We start from the raw sequence: 17,991 nt of genomic DNA, 5'->3' as shown, positions 1-17,991 counted from the left end.
TCGCTCACTTTTGGTGACCGGTGGTTGACCTGAGCCGGAAGAGGCGTAGCATTTCGTTTATCGAGCGAACATATTCTGTTTCGCAGCCGTTTCCAGCATTGGTCGAGGGAGTCCAGATGCACAGGTCCACGCAGCAGCCCGCCACCGGTCAGGTGTCCCCGGCCACCGGCCGCCTGACGCTGCCGATCCAGACCGGTCTGGATGACCAGATCCGGGTCCTGCTGGACCGTCTGGGCGCCGACGCGGTGCGCAACAGCGACGGCACCGAGCTGCCCGAGCTGGTCAACGAGCTGGCGGTCAAGGTCTACGAGACCTACTTCGTCGGCCGCGGTGACCAGGCCTGGGCCGACGCCCACCCGGAGCAGCGCACCCGGATCTACCTGATGAGCGAGCGCACCCCGGCCATGGCCGACGGGGAACTGGCCATCGACATCATGGCGCCCTGGTTTTCCCAGCAGGTCACCCCGGACTGCGCATGCGACGTGGCCCGCTGGTGGCAGGTGATTGACCGCACCCAGTCCCGCGTCGTCCCGGCCGAGCAGTGGCGGCTGGAGCCCGACGGCCACACCGTCGTGCTCAGCGATGCGCAGGCCGGCCACGTCTACACGGTGAACTTCCTGGCCGAACAGGTCTGGGACCCCACCCAGATGTACAACTACCTGACCAACAACTGGGCCGACGACCTCACCCGGATCAAGGAATCCCCCTACGACGTGCGTCACGAGGAGACCTGGCAGCACGTCCGGGGGGCACTGGCCGACTGGCTGGCCAGCCACCCGCACGTCGACGTGGTGCGCTTCACCACCTTCTTCTACCACTTCACCCTGGTCTACGGCGCCGACGCGAAGGAGCGCTTCGTCGACTGGTTCGGCTACTCCGCCAGCGTCAGCGTCGCCGCCATGGAGGCCTTCGAGCAGGCCCACGGCTACCAGTTGCAGGCCGAGGACTTCGTCGACGAGGGCTACTACAACTCTCCCTTCCGGCTGCCCAGCCGCGCCTTCCGGGACTGGATTGCCTTCCAGCACGACTTCGTCACCGGCCGGGTGGCCGAACTGGTGGACCAGGTGCATGCCCAGGGCAAGGAAGCCATCATGTTCCTGGGCGACAACTGGATCGGCACCGAGCCCTATGGCCCGCTGTTCGCCCGCACCGGGCTGGACGCCGTGGTGGGCAGCGTCGGCTCCGCGGCCACCTGCCGGATGATCAGCGACATCCCCGGCGTCAAGTACACCGAGGGCCGGCTGCTGCCCTACTTCTTCCCCGACGTCTTCCACCCCGGCGGCGACCCGGTGGCCGAGGCCAACGAGTCCTGGCTGGCGGCCCGACGCGCCATCGTGCGCTCCCCGCTGGACCGGATCGGCTATGGCGGCTACCTCAGCCTGGCCCTGGAGCACCCGGACTTCATTGACCGGATGGAGGAGATCGTCCAGGAGTTCCGCCAGATCCACGAGCGCTTCGCCGGGAAGCGCCCCGATGTCGCCGGCTTCCGGGTGGGGATCGTCAATGCCTGGGGCTCGCTGCGCAGCTGGCAGACCCACATGGTGGCGCACGCCCTGTGGTACCGGCAGGCCTACAGCTACCTGGGGGTGCTGGAAGCCCTGGCCGGGTTGCCCTTCGACGTCGACTTCCTCTCCTTCGACGAGGTGGCGCAGGGCGTCCCCGAGGGGATCGGGGTGCTGGTCAATGCCGGCGCCATCGGCACCGCCTTCTCCGGCGGCCCGGCCTGGGAGGATCCGGCGCTGTGCGCCGCGGTGCGCGCCTTCGTCGCCAAGGGCGGCGGCCTGGTGGGCGTCGGTGACCCGACGGCCTGGCCGGTGGGCGGCGCCGTCTTCCAGCTCAGCGATGTCTTCGGCGTGGACCACGAGACGGGCTGGGGGCTTTCCACCAACCGTCGCTGCGAGCCGGTGACCGAACACTTCCTCACCGCCGACCTGACCGGCGCCCTGGACGTGGGTGAGGGCACCCGCGACGTCCTGCCAGTGACCGATCAGGTGCAGGTGCTGGCGGCGCACGACGGCCAGGTGGACGCGGCGGTCAACACCTTCGGCGCCGGCCGGGCCGTCTACCTGGGCGGCCTGCCCTACAGCCACCAGAACTCCCGCCTGCTGCACCGTGCGCTGTACTGGGCGGCGGGCCGGGAGGCCGACTTCGGCCGGTGGATCGCCGACGATCCCCGGGTGGAGGTGGCCCACCAGGCCGAGGCGGGAGAACTGCTGGCGGTGAACAATGCCACCGAGGCCGTACACACCACGGTGCACGGGGCCGACGGCCAGCAGTGGGCGGTGGAGCTGCCACCCGCCGGCCTGCAGTGGATCCAGACCAACGACAACTGAACAGGCTGCGGACGCAGCACCAGAAATCCTGCAGTACCAAGATCAGCACCATCCAAACAGCAGTACCGAACACCGGAGGAAGAAATGAACACTCGCTTCGCGGGCCGCGGCATCGTCGCCGGACTGGCCGTCGTGGCACTCGGACTCACCGGCTGTGGTGGCGACAAGCCCGCCACGCAGGCGTCCTCGGCCGGCGGTTCCTCGTCGGCCGCCAGCACGGAGAAGGTCACCATCGACTACCTGCACCGCCTGCCCGACGGTGAGGGCATGACCAAGGTGGCTGACATCGTCGCCAAGTGGAACAAGGAACACCCCAACATCCAGGTCAAGGCCACCAAGTTCGACGGCAAGGCCCCCGAGATGATCAAGAAGCTGGAGAACGACGCCAAGGCCAACACCGCCCCCTGCCTGGCTCAGGTGGGCTACGCCGAGATCCCGTCGCTGTTCACCAAGGGCCTGCTGGCCGACGTCTCCGCCGACGCCGACAAGTACAAGGACGGCTTCAGTGAGGGCGCCATGGGCCTGATGAAGGTTGGCCCCGCCACCGTCGGTCTGCCGCAGGACTCCGGCCCGCTGGTCTACTTCTACAACAAGGCCGAGTTCGACAAGCTGGGCCTCAAGGCCCCCACCACCGTCGCCGAGCTGACCGACGTCGCCAAGAAGGCCGCCGCCAAGGGCAAGTACGCCGTCGCCTTCCAGCCCGACGAGGCCCAGTACGGCCTGGCCGCTCAGGCCGCCGCCGCGGGCGCCTCCTGGTACACCGCCGAGGGCGACAAGTGGAAGGTCAACGTGACCAGCCCGGAGACCGCCAAGGTCACCGAGTTCTGGCAGGGCGCCATCGACGGCAAGGCCGCGCTGGTGGAGAATCGCTGGGGCGACGGCTTCAAGAAGGCCCTGGTGGACCAGAAGCTGATCGGCACCATCGGTGCCGCCTGGGAGGCCTCCCTGCTGGCCGGCGACATGGCCGGCTCCAAGAATGTCGGCCAGTGGCAGGTGGCCCAGCTGCCCGCCTTCGGCGACAAGCAGATGACCGGCCCCGACGGTGGCTCCGGCGTGGCCGTGATGAAGGGCTGCAAGGCCCCCAGCCAGGCGATGGAGTTCAACAACTGGTTCAACACCCAGACCACCGAGCTGGCCACCCAGGGCCTGGTGGTGGCCGCCAAGGGCACCGTCACCACCCCGGCCGAGGTGAAGAAGTTCTTCGGTGGGCAGGATGTGATGGCCGAGCTGGGCAAGGCCAACGAGTCCATCAACCCGAACTTCGGCTACGTCCCCACCTGGCCGGCCGTCGCCGACCCGATGAACAAGGCCGCCGCCGCCGCGGGTGAGGGCAAGGGCAAGGTCTCCGCGATCTTCGAGGCCGCGCAGACCACCTCCGTCCAGTCCCTCAAGGACGCCGGGCTTCCCGTCGCCTGACCGCCACCACGACACGCAGATCTGAGAAAGGCAAGCAATGTCGACTTCGACTTCGGTTCACCGGGTGGGGCGCAAGCCCCACCCGGGGCGGCGACGCGAGGCCCTGACCGGCTGGGCATTCGTCACACCCTTCGCGGTGCTGTTCAGCTTCTGCTTCCTGATCCCGATCGGCGTGTCGGTCTACTCGTCCTTCTTCCGGGCCGTGCCCTCGGGCGGTGGCCTCTACGGCGGCGGTGAACTGGCCAACCAGTTCGTCGGCCTGCGCAACTATGTGGAGATCGCCGAGGGCGCGGCCTTCTGGCGGGGGATGGGACGGGTACTGGCCTTCGGCGTGGTGCAGGTACCGGTGATGATCGGCGCCGCACTCGCCCTGGCCCTGCTGCTGGATTCGCAGATGGTCAAGCGGGTCGGGATCTTCCGGCTGGGCTTCTTCCTGCCCTTCGCGGTGCCCGGCGTCGTGGCCGCCCTGATGTGGACCTACATGTACAACCCGCAGTTCTCCCCGATCAACCAGGTGCTGGGGCTGGTGGGGATCCACATCCCCTTCTTCTCCCCGAAGGTGATCCTGTGGTCCATGGCCAACATGACCACCTGGACCTTCACCGGCTACAACATGCTGATCTTCCTGGCCGCGCTGCAGGCCATTCCGCACGACCTCTACGAGGCCGCCCGGCTCGACGGGGCGTCGTCGTGGACCATCGTGCGCCAGATCAAGATCCCGCTGGTGCGCAATGCCACCCTGCTGGCCGTGCTGCTCAGCATCATCGGCACGGTGCAGCTGTTCAACGAACCCGCCGTGCTCCAGACCGTCAACCCGTGGATGGGCAATGACTACACGCCGATGATGATGGCCTACAACACCATGATGGGCGGTATCTCCCCGTCGGGTGACGGGCCCGCCTCGGCCATTTCCATCCTGATGGCGCTGATTGCCGGTGTGCTCGCCGTCGTCTACGCCTACGCCCAGAAGAAGGCCGACTGATGTCCGCGCTCACCAAGTTCCTGCCGAAGGCTCGTACCGACGTGGACGAGCTGCCCCCGTCGCTGCGCCCCTCGCGCCCCGCCCGGCTGATCACGCTCGCCGTGCTCCTGCTGGTGCTCGTCTACTCGCTGGCGCCGATCGTCTGGCTGATGATCTCGGCCACCAAGTCCAATGCCGATCTGGTCTCCACCAGCGGCTGGTTGTTCGCCCACAACAACATCACGGAGAACTACCACGCGCTGATGGGCTGGACCCAGGGGATGTTCTGGCGCTGGGTGGGCAATTCCGTGCTGTACTCCACCCTGGCCGGGGTGCTGGGCACCCTGCTCAGCGTGGCCTGCGGCTACGGTCTGGCCAAGTTCCGCTTTGCCGGGCGCAGTGCCGTCCAGATCCTGATCATGGCCGGCCTGCTGCTGCCCATCGCCCTGCTGACCATCCCGCTCTACCTGGTCTTCCACAAGATGGGCCTGACCAACACGATGTGGGCCATCATCATCCCGTCGTGCGTCAGCCCCTTCGGTGTCTTCTTGGGCCGGGTCTACGCCCAGTCGTCGGTGCCCGACGAGATCCTGGAGTCCGCCCGGATCGACGGTGCGGGGGAGGCCCGGATCTTCTTCACCATGGTCCTGCGGCTGCTGGCCCCGGCGATGGTCACCATCTTCCTGTTCATCTTCGTCGCAACCTGGAACAACTTCCTGCTGCCGCTGATGATGCTCAACTCCGCCGAGCTCAAGCCCGTCACGCTTGGCCTGTACGGGATGATGAGCTACTTCAACCCGCAGTACGGGGCGGTGCTGCAGGGAGCGCTGCTGGGCGTCATCCCGCTGATCGTGCTCTTCCTGGGGCTGCAGAAGCGTTGGCAGTCCGGCCTGGCCGCCGGCGCCGTCAAGGGATAGACCCGGCACGCGGCCGCCCTTCGACAGGCTCACGAACCGCTCGTCGAGGCCCCTTGGCTGGCCCTGGTCGCCGTCGGGTCTGGGTCCGCCTGCCGGGCCGGGGCCCTGATCCCTCGGCCTGTCCCGGAGTTTGTCGGGTGTCCAGTTATCCCGATAGAGCGATTGTCGGACTCCAGTGCCATAGTGGCAACGGAGATCGCCAATCGCTCTATCGGGATAACTGGTCGGGTGACCAAGAGTTGTGGAGGGTCCCCCCGGGGCCGATTCCTAGCGGGTCAGCCCCACCTCGTGGGCGAAGAGGACCAGGCCGACCCGATCCCGGGCATGCAGCTTGGCCAGCAGCCGGCCGATGTGGGTCTTCACCGTGCCCTCGGCCATGTACAGGGTGGACGCGATCTCCGAATTGGTGGCGCCGTGGGCAATCTCCACCAGCACCTCGCGCTCCCGGTCGGTGAGCAGCTCCAGCCGGGGGTCGGCCCCGCCGGGGGTCGACGGCAGGATCGGCACCACGTGCTCCAGCAGCCGTCGGGTGGCCGAGGGGGCCAGCACCCCGTCGCCCGCCGCCACGGTGCGGATGGCGTTCAACAGCTCGGCGGGCCGGGCGTCCTTCAGCAGGAAACCCGAGGCTCCGGCCTTCAGCGCGGCGAAGACATATTCGTCGAGGTCAAAGGTGGTCAGCACCAGCACCTTCGTCGGGGCCCCGCTGGCCGCCAACCGTCGGGTGGCCTCCACCCCGTCCATCACCGGCATCCGGATGTCCATCAGCACCACGTCCACCGGGTGCTTGGCCAGTACGGCCAGGGCCTGCTGCCCGTCGGAGGCCTCGGCCACCACCTCCATGTCGTCCTCGGCCTCGATCAGCATCCGGAAACCGCTGCGCACCAGCGCCTGGTCATCGGCCAGCAGCACGCGAATCGGGGTGGTCATGGCATCTCCTGTGCGGGTAGGGAATCAAGGGCAAGCGGGACGGGGAGGATGGCGCGCACCAGGAAACCCCCGGTGGCCTTCGGCTGGGCCAGCAGCTGGCCATGCATGGACACGACGCGTTCCCGCATCCCCTGCAAGCCGTGCCCCCTGCCGTCGGAGTCGGCCTCGGCGCCCAGCCCGTCGTCGCTGATCTCGGCGACGATCAGCTGGGCTGAATAGGTCAGGGTCACGGTGGCGGTGGCATCGGGCCCGGCATGTTTGAGGAAATTGGTGACCGCCTCCTGCACCACCCGGAAGGCCGTCAGGCCCAGCGTCGGCGGCACCACCGGCGGGGTGCCCTCCACGTACAGGTGTACCCGGTCACCGGAGCGGGCCACCATCTCCGGGATGTCGGGCAGGCCTGGGGTGGGGGCGAAGGCCGCGTCCTCGCCGACGCCGCCGCGCAGCACCCCCACGATCCGACGCATCTCGGTGAGGGCCTCCCGCCCCGTCTCCGCGATCGTGTCCAGCACCATCGGTGCCTGCTCCGGCTTCTTGGCCGCCAGGGCGCGGCCGCCCTCGGCCTGGACGATCATGACGGACAGGGAATGGGCCACGATGTCATGCAGCTCCCGGGCGATCTGGGCCCGGATGGTGGCCTCGGTCATCCGGGCCGCCTGCTCCCGTTCGGAGAGTTCCAGGGCCCGCCGCTCCGCCTCGGCCAGGATGCGGGCGCGGCTCGCCTCGGCGGACTCCCGCACCCGTCGGCCGATGGCATAGCAGGTGACCACCAGTCCCAAGCAGAGCAGGGCGGTGAGCACGTAGAGGGTCTTGGCGGTGGCCAGCATGGCCATCCCGGCCGCGTAGTTGGCCACCCAGGGCAGTGGCCCCACGATGGCGCCGATTGCCCCCAGCACCAGCACCACGCGGGAGCGGTGCCCGGGCACCCAGCGGGCCACGGAGTAGGAGACCAGCAGCACGCTGACCAGGGAAGGGATCGGGAAGGTCAGCGTCAGGGCGTGCAGGATGCACAGCAGGGTGATCAGCAGCAGGGTGAGCATCGGGAAGCGGCGCCGGGTGACCACCGCCGCGCACATCCCGGTGCCGATCAACAGGGCGTCGGCACCCTGCCCGCCGCCCAGCCCACCGAGCGCCATCGGGATCACCGTGAAAACGAACAGCAGGCCCGCCACGGCCAGGTCCAGGGCCCAGGTGGCGTGACCGAGCTCGTCGAAGGAGCTGCGCACGGTGCTGATCATCGTCCCCAAGCCTAGAACCGGGGGCGTTCGGGAGGGATGCCACCACGGTCTTGGCCGGGTCGACCCGCGGGCCGGTGAATGGGGCTGGCGTCCAGTTCTGGAAATCGACCCCGGAATCTCGCCCGCTCCGGTTCCGCCGACGGGCATGGTCGGAAGCCGGGGATTTCGGTGGCCGGTTTTCAGAATTGGACGCCAGCCCCGGTTGCGGGGTTCGGCCGGGACCGCCCAGTGAATCGCAAACACCGCCAGCCGCGCTCAGGGTCGTCCGGGCTACCGCGCGCCCGGGCAGCGCCGTGCACGACGTCGGCTGGATGGGGCCAGGCCTCGGCCATGGTGCGGACTTCCCGCCGTCCGGTGGCGCGTGGTTGATGGCGGCTCGGTGGCGCCCGCGAAACCCTGCAGGGGAAGCGATCATGCTGGGTGTTCATCTGGCGCGATGTCGTTGACGGCCCTCGGGGCGGACCCTAGGTTGAGGTGTTAGACATCGGACATCCGATATCAAGCCCCCGTGAGAGGAAGAACCCATGCGTGCAAAGAAGCCCGCCGCCCTGCTGGGAGGTCTGGTGATGGCCGTCGGTGCCCTTGGCCTGGCCGCTCCCGCGGCCGTCGCCCAGGCCGACGTCGACCTGACGCCCGATCCGTTCTGGGCGGGCACCCCGAACTACACGGAACAGACCCTGGCGATGGGTGGCGACGGGGTCTTCCCGAACTACCGCATCCCCGCCCTGGCGGTGACCAACCGGGGCACGCTGCTGACCTCCTATGATGGCCGCCCCACCGGCATCGACGCCCCGGGCCCGAACTCCATCCTGCAGCGTCGCTCAGAGGACATGGGCCGGACCTGGCAGCCGACCACCGCGGTGCATGCGGGCAAGACCACTGCGCCCGTGGAGGGGTACTCGGACCCGAGCTATGTGATCGACCGGACCACCGGCGAGATCTTCAACTTCCACGTGTACTCCATGGACGCAGGCTTTATTGCCTCGCAGCCCGGGGTTGACCTGCAGGATCGCAAGGTGCTGCATGCCGAGGTCAGCTCCTCGCGTGACGACGGGAAGACCTGGACCCACCGGATCATCACGCCCGACATCACTCCCGACCTGACGGTCCGGTCCCGGTTCGCGGCCTCGGGACAGGGCATCCAGTTGACGCAGGGCCCCCACGCCGGGCGCCTGTTGCAGCAGTTCACCATCCGGATCGCGTCGGGTGACATGCAGGCGGTGACCATCTACTCCGACGACCATGGCAAGACGTGGCAGTCGGGCAAGCCGGTGGGCACCCGGATGGACGAGAACAAGGTGGTGGAGCTGTCCGATGGCCGGGTGATGCTGAACTCCCGGGATTCGGGCGGTTCGGGCTATCGCAAGGTGGCCATCTCCGAGGATGGCGGCGTCACCTACGGTGAGGTCCGGTTGGAACGCGCCCTGCCGGACCCGGTGAACAATGGCTCCATCATCCGGGCCTTCCCGAATGCCGCCCCGGGCAGCCCGGAGGCCAAGGTGCTGCTGTTCTCCAATGCCGCGAGCAAGACCAGCCGGGCCCATGGAACCGTGCGGGCCAGCTGTGATGACGGCACCACCTGGCCCATCGCGCGGGAGTTCCGGGCGGGTGCGATGGCGTATTCCACGTTGGCCGTGCTGCCCGACGGGCGGATCGGCCTGGCCTATGAACCGGGCCACAATGGCATCATCTTCGCCAAGTTCAACCTGTCCTGGCTGCGTGGGATGTGCACCGGGATCGCGCCCGCGGGGGAGCTGACCATCGAGCGGGGCGGGTCGGCCACCACGTCGCTGCGGCTGACCAACCAGTTGGGGCCGGTGCAGAAGATCCATTCCGTCCAGATCGACGCCCCGGCGGGGTGGCAGACCGCCGTCGCGTCCGTGGGCCAGCTGCAGCCCGGGGCCAGCGTCCAGACCCGGGTGGCCGTGCAGGTGCCGGCCGAGACCAAGGGTGGCACCTACCGGCTGCCCGTCGTGGTGACCGACGCCCAGGGACGCCGGGCCACGGGCACGCTGGTGGTGAAGGTGCCGCGCCTGCCGAGCGAGATCCCCGGCCGGATCGAGGTCAGCGGCGGCACGCTGACCAACCCGCGGGCCAGCTACCGGGTGGGGGACCGGCTGTCCTTCAGCTACACCGTGAAGAATGTGTCGGACCAGACCACCACCGTCTCGCCCACGGGCAACCTGCGCGGGCTGGACCCCGCGGTGGATGCCAAGAACTGCCGCTACCGCAGCCTGGCGGCCGGCGCCCAGTACACCTGCACCAGCGCCTACCACCTGATCACCCAGGCGGACCTGGATGCCGGGTCCTTCACTCCGGCCACGACGTGGAATTCCACCTCCGGGGAGGACCTCACTACCGTCGAGCTGCGCGGCCAGACCGTGACCTTCGGCTGAGCACTCTCACACCGGGTTGGGCTGGTGTGGTCCCCGTGGACCACACCAGCCCACCCGCGTCTGGAGGTGCCTCCCGGGGAATTCGATCAACCACTTCCCGGCTGCGACGCGTCGGATCGGCTCGGCCTACAGCGGTTGCTGGTGTCGAGGTCCGCGCGGCGGTGGCTGCGCTCATGGTTGGGCCGGGTCCGGCGGGTGACCTGGAGGTGGTGGTTCCCGTGGACACCGGCTGTTGTGGCTTCGCGGGGGATCGGGGCATGCTGCACCCGGAGCTGACCGCCTCGGCCACCGTGGCGGAGGCCAAGGAGGTGGCCGCCGTGGTGGCCCAGCGCCAGGCGGACGGCCAACCGGTGGAGGCCTTCGCCAGCGCCAACCGGACCTGTGAGTTGGGTATGTCTCGTGCCACGGGGCGTGAGTATCGGCACGTCCTGGAGCTGTTGGCCGAGCGGCTCACCCCTGAGGAAGAGGCCAGCGAGTGCCCCGGCTGTGGTCGGGCGTCCAATTCTGGGAACTGACCGCCGAAATCCGACTGGTACTGCCACGCCCCGCGGGGAGGGGCGGGCGGCCGGACGACGGGGGGTCACTTCTCGGAATCCGGAGCCGAGGCTGGCCACCGGAGGGATGGCGTGCGTCCCGGAACCGGGCCCGTGGCACTCGCCTTCCGGTGTCCACCGGATCCGAGCCGCGCGGTCCGGCGGGTCCAGATCCGACTCAGGGGGGATGCGCTCTGGCCCGGTCGTGGGAGAGAATCGTCACTCGGGATCGCGACGGTGAAGGGTGTCGCCGGGCCCCGACGAGGTGAATGAGGAGTGCGATGAGCCAGCCCCCGGTGGTGGTGTCGTCCGGTGGCGAGGGTGCCACCGGCTATGCCGCCGTGGCGCACGCCATCGCCGAGGGCATTCATGACCCGGGCTGGCTGGAGGAATACCTGGCGCAGATCGATGCCCGGGAGGACCTGGCCGACTACCGGATGATGGTGGTGCTGGCCCTTCTGCTGGATGGCGGTGATGCCCTGCCCGACGTGCTGCGGGAGGGGATCGAGCACAGCGTCCTGGGTTTCCGGTTCTGGATGGACGAGCGCGGCGACGACTCCATGTGCCACTGGAGCGAGGGCCACCAAGTGGTCTTCTCCGTCTGCGAATACCTGGCCGGGCAGTATTTTGGCGAGCGCACCTTCCCCAATGACGGCCGCACCGGCCGGCAGAAGGCCGAGCGGGCCCGTCGACGCCTGCTGGAGTGGCTGGGCAACCGCTTCCGGCACGGCTTCAGTGAATGGTTGTCCGGCACCTTCCACGCCATCAAGATCTCCGCCCTGACCCTGCTGATCGAGCACTGCCAGGACCAGGAGCTCACCACCCGCGCCACCATGGTGCTGGACCTGCTGATGCTGGACCTGGCGATGCACCGCTTCGACGGGCACTTCGTCGCCTCGTCGGGCCGCTCCGACGCGCTGCCCAAGGCCTACCCGGAAGTGTCCGAGATCGGCCCGGTGGTGGCCAGTGCCTTCTCCCGCAATCGGCCGGACTTCGAGCCCAGCCGCTACACGTCGATCTTCCTGGCCCGGCGCCGCTACCGGATCCCGCAGGTGGTGCGGGAGATCGCCTTCGCACAGGCCGATCACCTGATCACCAGCTCCCACGGCCTGGACGTCAGCGAGGCCAGCTTCGAGGTCTCCCGGCAGGGGCTGCCCGGCGTCACCAGCCGGCGCGACGCCCTGCTGCACCTGTACTGGGGGATGGAGGCCTTCACCACCCCGGAGTCCATCGGAATCACAATGGAGGCCCTGGAGCGGCTGCACCTGGACGCCAACAGCTACCTGGCCCCGCTGGCGCCCTTCCGCAAGGTGCCGTCCCGGCGGGTGCTGTCCGCCCTGGTCCGCTCGCTCAACCCGATCACCCAGGGCACCGCCCTGAACCGGGCCGACGTGCAGACCTACCGCACCCCGCACTACCTGCTGAGCAGCGCCCAGCGTCACCAGCCGGGCAGTTTCGGTGACCAGGAGAACATCTGGGTGGCGGCGCTGCCCGGGCAGATCCAGCTCTTCTCCACCCACCCCGGCTCCACCATGTTGGGCTCCGACGCGCGTCCGGCCACGCCGTCGGGCTGGGTGGGCAATGGGATCCGGCCCGATGTGGCCCAGGTTCGCAATGTGTTGCTGGCGCTGCATGACCTGCGGGCGCGACGCGGCTACCTGGAGGGGCAGCGACACGAGCTGAGCCACCTCTACTTCCCGGCCGCCAAGTTCGACGAGACGACGCTGAGCGAGCGGATCGTCGCTGGCCGGCGGGACGACTCCTACTTCGGCGCGATGGCGCTGAACCGGATCGAGATGCCCAATGAGTCGGAGCTGGTGCAGCGCGGGCTGATCACCGGCTGGGCCGTGATGCTGGCCGACCGCTCCGACTTCGGCTCCCTGGCGCACTTCGTCGACTACCTCAAGAGGTGCCGGCTGGAGCACCTGCGCGACACCCTGGTCTGGTCCACCCCGGACCACGAGCACCGGCTCACCTGGGGTGGCCCCTTCGTCGTCGACGGCCAGGTGCTGGAGACCGACTATGCCCGGTTGCGCAGCGACTGGACGGCGATTGGCCGCAAACCCTCGGTGATCGAGGTGACCGGCCGCACCGGAACCCTGGTGCTGGACTGGAAACTCTGCAGCCGCACCCAGGGCCCCGGCGTCCCCCGCCCCTGAGAGGCTGCCCTCCGGTCCACAACCGCGGACCTCGAAGGCGCGTGGCAACCGCGGTCCCCGAGCTTGTCGCGGGGTCTGGTGAGAGGGCGGCGGCCCTGTTGGGAGGGCCTCGACAGGCTCGGCCGCCGTGGTTGCGTTGTCAGCCGGGTCTGCCTTCACAGGTGGTCCGACACCGCTACGTCGCTCCTCCCGGCGCTGGCGTGGGCATGCTGGCTGGAAGCGGGTGTCCTTGCCCGCGGCCAGCCCTCAGCCCCAGATCAGCGCTTCCGGTACAAACCCTTCGACTGGAAGACCGGCTCGCTGGTGACGTGCACCCCCAGGTTGCGGAAGATCCCCTCGTCGACGCTGCCCAGGATGGTGGTGGTGTGCACATCGCAGCCGCGTAGGCGGGCCAGCTCGGCCAGGGCGCGGCGAGCATTGTCGTCGGAATTGGCGCTGACGCTCAGGGCAATCAGCACCTCGTCGGTGTGCAGCCGGGGGTTCTTGCTGCCCAGGTGCTGCGTCTTCAGGGTCTGGATCGGCTCGATGGTCTCGTTGGCCAGCAGCTTCACCTCGGGGTCGATCCCGGCCAGGGCCTTCAGCGCGTCCAGCAGCATGGCGGAGCAGGCACCCAGCAGCGCGGAGGTCTTGCCGGTGATCACCCGCCCGTCGGGCAGCTCGACGGCGGCTGCGGGGGCCTTGGTCTTCCTGGCCAACTCCAGGGCCGGTTTCACGACGGGCCGGTCGGTGCCCTCGATCTCCAGCTGGCTCATCAGCAGGGCCACCTTGTCCGACTGGTGCGGCTCCAGGCCCTCGCGTCGCTCCTGCACCAGGGCCTTGTACCAGCGTCGGATGACCTCCTGCTTGGACGCCTCCCGGCAGGCCGCGTCGTCGCTGATCGCCTTGCCCGCCATGTTCACCCCCATGTCGGTGGGGGACTTGTAGGGCGAGCTGCCGTAGAGGGTCTCGAAGAGCCGGCTGAGGACGGGGAAGACCTCCACGTCCCGGTTGTAGTTGATCACCTGCTCGCCATAAGCCGCCAGGTGGTAGGGGTCAATCATGTTGACGTCGTCCAAGTCCACCGTCGCCGCCTCGTAGGCGACGTTGACCGGGTGGTCAAGCGGCAGGTTCCAGATCGGGAAGGTCTCGAACTTGGCGTAGCCCGAGCCGATCCCGCGCTGGTGGTCGTGGTAGAGCTGGCTCAGACAGGTGGCCATCTTGCCGCTGCCCGGCCCGGGGGCGGTCACCACGACGAGATCCCGGGAGGTCTCCACGTACTCGTTCTTGCCGTAGCCCGACTCGCTGATCACGTGAGCGACGTCATTGGGGTAACCCTTGATGGGGTAGTGCCGGTAGACCTTCAGCCCCAGCTTCTCCAGCTTGCGCTTGAAGGCCCGGGCCTGACGGTTCTCCTCGGTGACGTGGGAGATCACGACGCTGCTCACCAACAGGCCGTAGCCGCGGAAGGCGTCGGCCAGCCGCAGCACGTCGTCGGCATAGGAGATTCCCAGGTCGGCCCGCACCTTGTGCCGGGCCAGGTCATGGGCGCTCACCACGATCACCACCTCGGCCTCGTCGGCCAGGGTGCGCAGCATCTGGATCTTCAGGTCCGGGCTGAAGCCGGGCAGCACCCGGGAGGCGTGCATGTCGTCGAACAGCTTGCCGCCGAATTCCAGGTAGAGCTTGCCGCCAAACTGCTTGCGACGCTCGTCGATGTGCTGGGACTGGAGTTCCAGATAGCGGTCGCGGTCAAAACCGATGGGGTGCATGTGGATCTCCTAGCGGGGAGTGGGTTCAACCCGGCGAGCATACCCAGCGACGGGTGGCAGCCTCCGTCTTGGCCCCCGGTCTTTGCCCACTGCGGGTGTCGTCGCGGGTGGCTATCGGCGCTCGCGACGTGGCGGTGAGGTCAGACCGGGAGGTTTGTGCCACAAACTGCATCCTGATTTCGGGCTGATGTCATGGAGGCATCGGGCCCGACTGAGAATGCAGTTTGTGGCGCAAACCACTCGGCCCGGGGTGGGAAACTGCGTGGGCGGGGCGTCCGTTCTGGGCATTCCGGTGTTGGCGCCGGTCCAGATTGGCTCAGTGGTGGTGCGGGGCGGGGTGGGCTCGCTCGCCCAGACCTTCGCCGTGCTGGCCGTCGTGGCTGTGGTCAATCCCGGCCTCGTGGTCGAAGTCGTGGGTGAGCTGGTTGATGGTCTCCCAGGTGGGGCCGTCGATGCTCACCGCGGCGGCGGGGAACAGGCCGTTCTCCTCGTGGTCGATGTGGTTGCGCAGCGCCTTCTCGAAGGCGGGGAATTCGGCCAGGTCCCCGTCGATGATCCGCTCCAGCTGCTCGTCCAGGCTGGAGTGCTCGTCGCACAGGGAATCGATGGTAGGCGCGAAGTCGGGGTCCTTGCGCATCTCATGGAAGAGCCCCGCCTCCTCCGCCTTGGTGTGCGGCCACAGCAGGTTGGCCAAGGTGGTGCCGGCGTGGCCCACCCGGTCCAGGTCACCCGTGGCGACGGCCCGTCCGAAGTCCCCCAGCCGGTCGACGACGCTGTAGTGCTCCTCGGAGAAGCGCCCGATGAGGTCGATGGAACGGCAGCCGCAGTATTCGCACATGACCTCAGCATACGCCAATTTACCTGAAATATGCCGTGCTAATTCAGGGGGGGGTTACGGCCGTCCCGGAACCGTTGCGGCCGTGATCGGCGCGAACCGGCGGTACGAGGGTCGGGGCCCGGGGCGGGTCAGCGGAGGGGGCTGCCCTCGTCCACCCCACAGGTCTTCGCCGACGTCATCAACGGTTGTGCCGGCCCTTGATCGCCCGCCAGACCCAGGTGCTGGGCACCTCATGCGCGGTGCACAGGTATTCCACCGACGCGTCGCTGAACAGGGTGTTGTTCAGCTGGACGATCCCGCGGTTGCGGCACAGCAGCCCGATCTCGTCGCCCGGTTGGAGCTCGATGTCACCCTCGGGCAGATAGCTGATCCAGTCGCCGCGCTTGAACATGTAGGCCATCGCCTCGATCGGCTGGGCGCGGTCGTCGGGGTCCCGCAGCAGGTCGTCGAGGGTGACGGTGTGCCCGCGCTCCAGCCAGCGGGTGACCGCGGGGGCCGCGTGGCTGGTGATGGGCACCAGCCGGGGGATCGGACACCACTGGTCCAGCCGATCGGTGATCCGCTCCCGCAGCGCGATGGCGTCCTCATTGGACATCTGCTGGATGTGCTCCACGAAACCCCAGTAGAGCGGGGACTCCAGCCGGGCCAGGGTCTCGAAGGCCACCAGGTCCGTCGCGATGAAGACGCTGTCCGGCTCGAAGGCGCGCAGCAGGCTGGTGGTGTGGATGGACTTCTGCCGCACCGAGAGGTAGATCTCCGGGTTCACCAGCCGGGCATGGGCGGCCATCGACAGGTTGGTGGTGTCGCTCTCCACGCCAGCCACGAAGCCGACGATGTCGGTGAAGTCCGGCATCCCGTCCTCCGGGGAGACCTCCAACACCTCCAGGCCGGCATTGCGCAGGTCCAGCGCCACCTCGTGCCCGAAGCGGCCGTCGGCGCTGACCATCCACCGGCCGCTGGCCAGCTGGTCATGCATGGGCGGCATCTCGGTGCCCGGCTCGCTCATCAGCCAGGAGCTGATCTGGTGGGTGGCCGGCCGGTTCAGCTGCATCACCAGGTAGGCGCCGTAGCGGTCATAGGGATTGATCACGGCCTGCGGGGTGAAGTCAAGCATCCGCGGGACATTGGCCCGCTCGGAGCACCGGGTTATCACCGGCACCTCCGGGCGCAGCAGGTCGGCCGCCATCACCACGGCCAGGTTCATCTCATCCTTGTCGGTCATCGCGATGATGCCCTCGCACATCGGATGCGCCAACCCCGCCAGGCCCAGCTGCGACGGGTTGCGCGGGTCACCCTGGATGGCGGGCACGTCGCTGGCCAGCTGGTCCGTGGTCAACACGTCGATCCGGTCCGGATCCTCGTCGATCACCACCAGGCGTCGGCCGGAATGGTCCAACGCATTGGCCAGGGTGCGGCCGGCCTGGCCATAGCCCACCAGCAGCAGGAAGGGCTCGTGGATGCCCTTCACCTTGCGTCGGAAGCGCTGCATGTTCACGGCATTGCGGAAGGCCGGTTCCTGCAGCAGCGCGAACAGGGAACCGAAGACATAGGCCCAGGCCACCACGCTGGCGTAGATGCTCAGCGTTACCCACATCCGCTGGGAGGTGGTGAAGGTGTAGTTCAGCTCGCCATAGCCGATGGTCATGGCGGTGTAGCTGATGAAGTAGAAGGCGTCGAACAGGCTCATCCGCCACTGGTTGCCGTCATCGTCGATCCCGGGGATCAGGGCCAGGCCCAGCGTGCTGATGCTGAAGATGGTGATCAGCACGATCAGCGGGAAACGCATCCGCCGCAGCACCAGGAAGATCGCCTCGGTGGACGGGACGTCGGTGGGGACGTCAACCTCCACCCGTCGCAGACGACGGGTGGACTGCCACGGGCGACGGGTGATCACGGGCGGAAGCAGCGGGGAGGGCACCGGGGTGCCTAGCGGCGACGGTAGGCGGCGGTCTCGATCACCAGCAGCACCAGGGAGACGATGTTGGCCAGCAGCGCACCGCCGGACAGCGAGACCACCGAGGAGATGGCGTTCACGTCCAGGCCGTGGGCGGAGACCTGCGAGGCCCAGATGTAGACCCCGGTGGCGGCCACCAGCTGGATCACCGCCACCAGGGAGGTGGCCAGGTGCACCGCGCCGATCTGCGTCCGGTCACCGAACTTCAGCACCGTGGCAATCAGGTTCACCACCACGGCGGCATACAGCTCGTAGACATTGTGCAGTTGCGGATTGCCCATGTCGCCGACGAAGAAGCCGAAGTTCAGCGTCGCGGACAACAGGACGAAGAATCCGAAGACCACTTTCTCCATGTTCACCCCGCCACGGTAGCCCCCGGCGGCAACAGTTATCGAGCGAAAGCCTTAATCGGCACGTGAGGCTGCCACGGCCCACTGCCGCACCCGCGGGATCCCGGGGCGCGTCGTCCGCCACGACTGCGCAGCCGTTGGGTGTCCGGGCAGCTGCTGGAGCAGCTGCACCGGGACGTAACTGCTGCGCAGTGGTGTTGGTGGGGTCTGGCGAGGGTTTG

At 68.3% G+C, this 17,991-nt stretch carries 12 protein-coding genes and 1 pseudogene; 7 read left to right on the top strand and 6 right to left on the bottom strand.

Going from position 1 to position 17,991, the window contains the following annotated elements:
- The first annotated feature begins 116 nt into the window (after positions 1-116).
- The 4 genes from gnpA (at position 117) to AAEX60_RS00245 (ending at position 5,627) form a co-directional block, all read left to right on the top strand.
- Positions 117-2,333 carry a 1,3-beta-galactosyl-N-acetylhexosamine phosphorylase gene (gnpA, locus tag AAEX60_RS00260; RefSeq protein ID WP_342100197.1) on the top strand — a complete coding sequence of 739 codons (2,217 nt, stop codon included), beginning with the start codon at positions 117-119 and terminating at the stop codon, positions 2,331-2,333.
- A gap of 84 nt (positions 2,334-2,417) precedes the next feature.
- On the top strand, positions 2,418-3,749 hold the full coding sequence (locus AAEX60_RS00255; protein WP_342100195.1) for an ABC transporter substrate-binding protein: 1,332 nt from the start codon (positions 2,418-2,420) through the stop codon (positions 3,747-3,749).
- 37 nt (positions 3,750-3,786) lie between these two features.
- Positions 3,787-4,731, top strand: coding sequence for a carbohydrate ABC transporter permease (locus tag AAEX60_RS00250; RefSeq protein ID WP_342100194.1), 945 nt, complete (start codon positions 3,787-3,789; stop codon positions 4,729-4,731).
- Complete coding sequence (locus AAEX60_RS00245) at positions 4,731-5,627, top strand: carbohydrate ABC transporter permease (RefSeq protein WP_342100192.1); 897 nt, start codon at positions 4,731-4,733, stop codon at positions 5,625-5,627. The genes AAEX60_RS00250 and AAEX60_RS00245 overlap by 1 nt, the downstream gene beginning before the upstream one ends.
- Positions 5,628-5,894: 267 nt before the next feature.
- On the opposite strand, the gene AAEX60_RS00240 is transcribed toward AAEX60_RS00245, so the two are convergent.
- Together AAEX60_RS00240 and AAEX60_RS00235 are read right to left on the bottom strand one after the other, a co-directional pair.
- A complete protein-coding gene (locus AAEX60_RS00240) occupies positions 5,895-6,554 on the bottom strand; it encodes a response regulator transcription factor (RefSeq protein ID WP_342100189.1) in 660 nt (219 codons plus the stop codon).
- Positions 6,551-7,792 (bottom strand): sensor histidine kinase, encoded by a 1,242-nt coding sequence (locus AAEX60_RS00235; protein ID WP_342100187.1) that lies wholly within the window; start codon positions 7,790-7,792, stop codon positions 6,551-6,553. Before AAEX60_RS00235 ends, AAEX60_RS00240 begins: the two co-directional genes overlap by 4 nt.
- A 524-nt stretch (positions 7,793-8,316) precedes the next feature.
- Between AAEX60_RS00235 and AAEX60_RS00230 the strand changes: the two genes are divergently transcribed.
- The 3 genes and pseudogenes from AAEX60_RS00230 (at position 8,317) to AAEX60_RS00220 (ending at position 12,880) form a co-directional block, all read left to right on the top strand.
- On the top strand, positions 8,317-10,188 hold the full coding sequence (locus AAEX60_RS00230) for an exo-alpha-sialidase (protein WP_342100184.1): 1,872 nt from the start codon (positions 8,317-8,319) through the stop codon (positions 10,186-10,188).
- 203 nt (positions 10,189-10,391) lie between these two features.
- A pseudogene (locus AAEX60_RS00225) lies at positions 10,392-10,703 on the top strand (hypothetical protein); the annotation flags it as partial.
- 299 nt (positions 10,704-11,002) lie between these two features.
- Positions 11,003-12,880, top strand: coding sequence for a hypothetical protein (locus AAEX60_RS00220; RefSeq protein WP_342100182.1), 1,878 nt, complete (start codon positions 11,003-11,005; stop codon positions 12,878-12,880).
- Positions 12,881-13,137: 257 nt separating this feature from the next.
- On the opposite strand, the gene AAEX60_RS00215 is transcribed toward AAEX60_RS00220, so the two are convergent.
- From AAEX60_RS00215 to AAEX60_RS00200, 4 genes are all read right to left on the bottom strand, one after another.
- Entirely contained in the window at positions 13,138-14,628 is a 1,491-nt protein-coding gene (locus AAEX60_RS00215) for a DUF1846 domain-containing protein (protein ID WP_342100181.1), read from the bottom strand.
- Between the two features lie 316 nt (positions 14,629-14,944).
- Positions 14,945-15,466, bottom strand: coding sequence for a hemerythrin domain-containing protein (locus tag AAEX60_RS00210; protein WP_342100179.1), 522 nt, complete (start codon positions 15,464-15,466; stop codon positions 14,945-14,947).
- Positions 15,467-15,644: 178 nt separating this feature from the next.
- Complete coding sequence (locus AAEX60_RS00205) at positions 15,645-17,384, bottom strand: potassium channel family protein (RefSeq protein WP_342100176.1); 1,740 nt, start codon at positions 17,382-17,384, stop codon at positions 15,645-15,647.
- A gap of 8 nt (positions 17,385-17,392) precedes the next feature.
- Positions 17,393-17,773 (bottom strand): DUF6394 family protein, encoded by a 381-nt coding sequence (locus AAEX60_RS00200; RefSeq protein WP_342100220.1) that lies wholly within the window; start codon positions 17,771-17,773, stop codon positions 17,393-17,395.
- Between the last annotated feature and the right edge of the window lie 218 nt (positions 17,774-17,991).

Origin of the sequence: Luteococcus sp. H101, from assembly GCF_038433155.1 — a bacterium.
Taxonomy (GTDB): domain Bacteria; phylum Actinomycetota; class Actinomycetes; order Propionibacteriales; family Propionibacteriaceae; genus Luteococcus.
The sequence above is the reverse complement of the archived record's forward strand: the minus strand, read 5'-3'. Positions and strand labels throughout refer to the sequence as shown.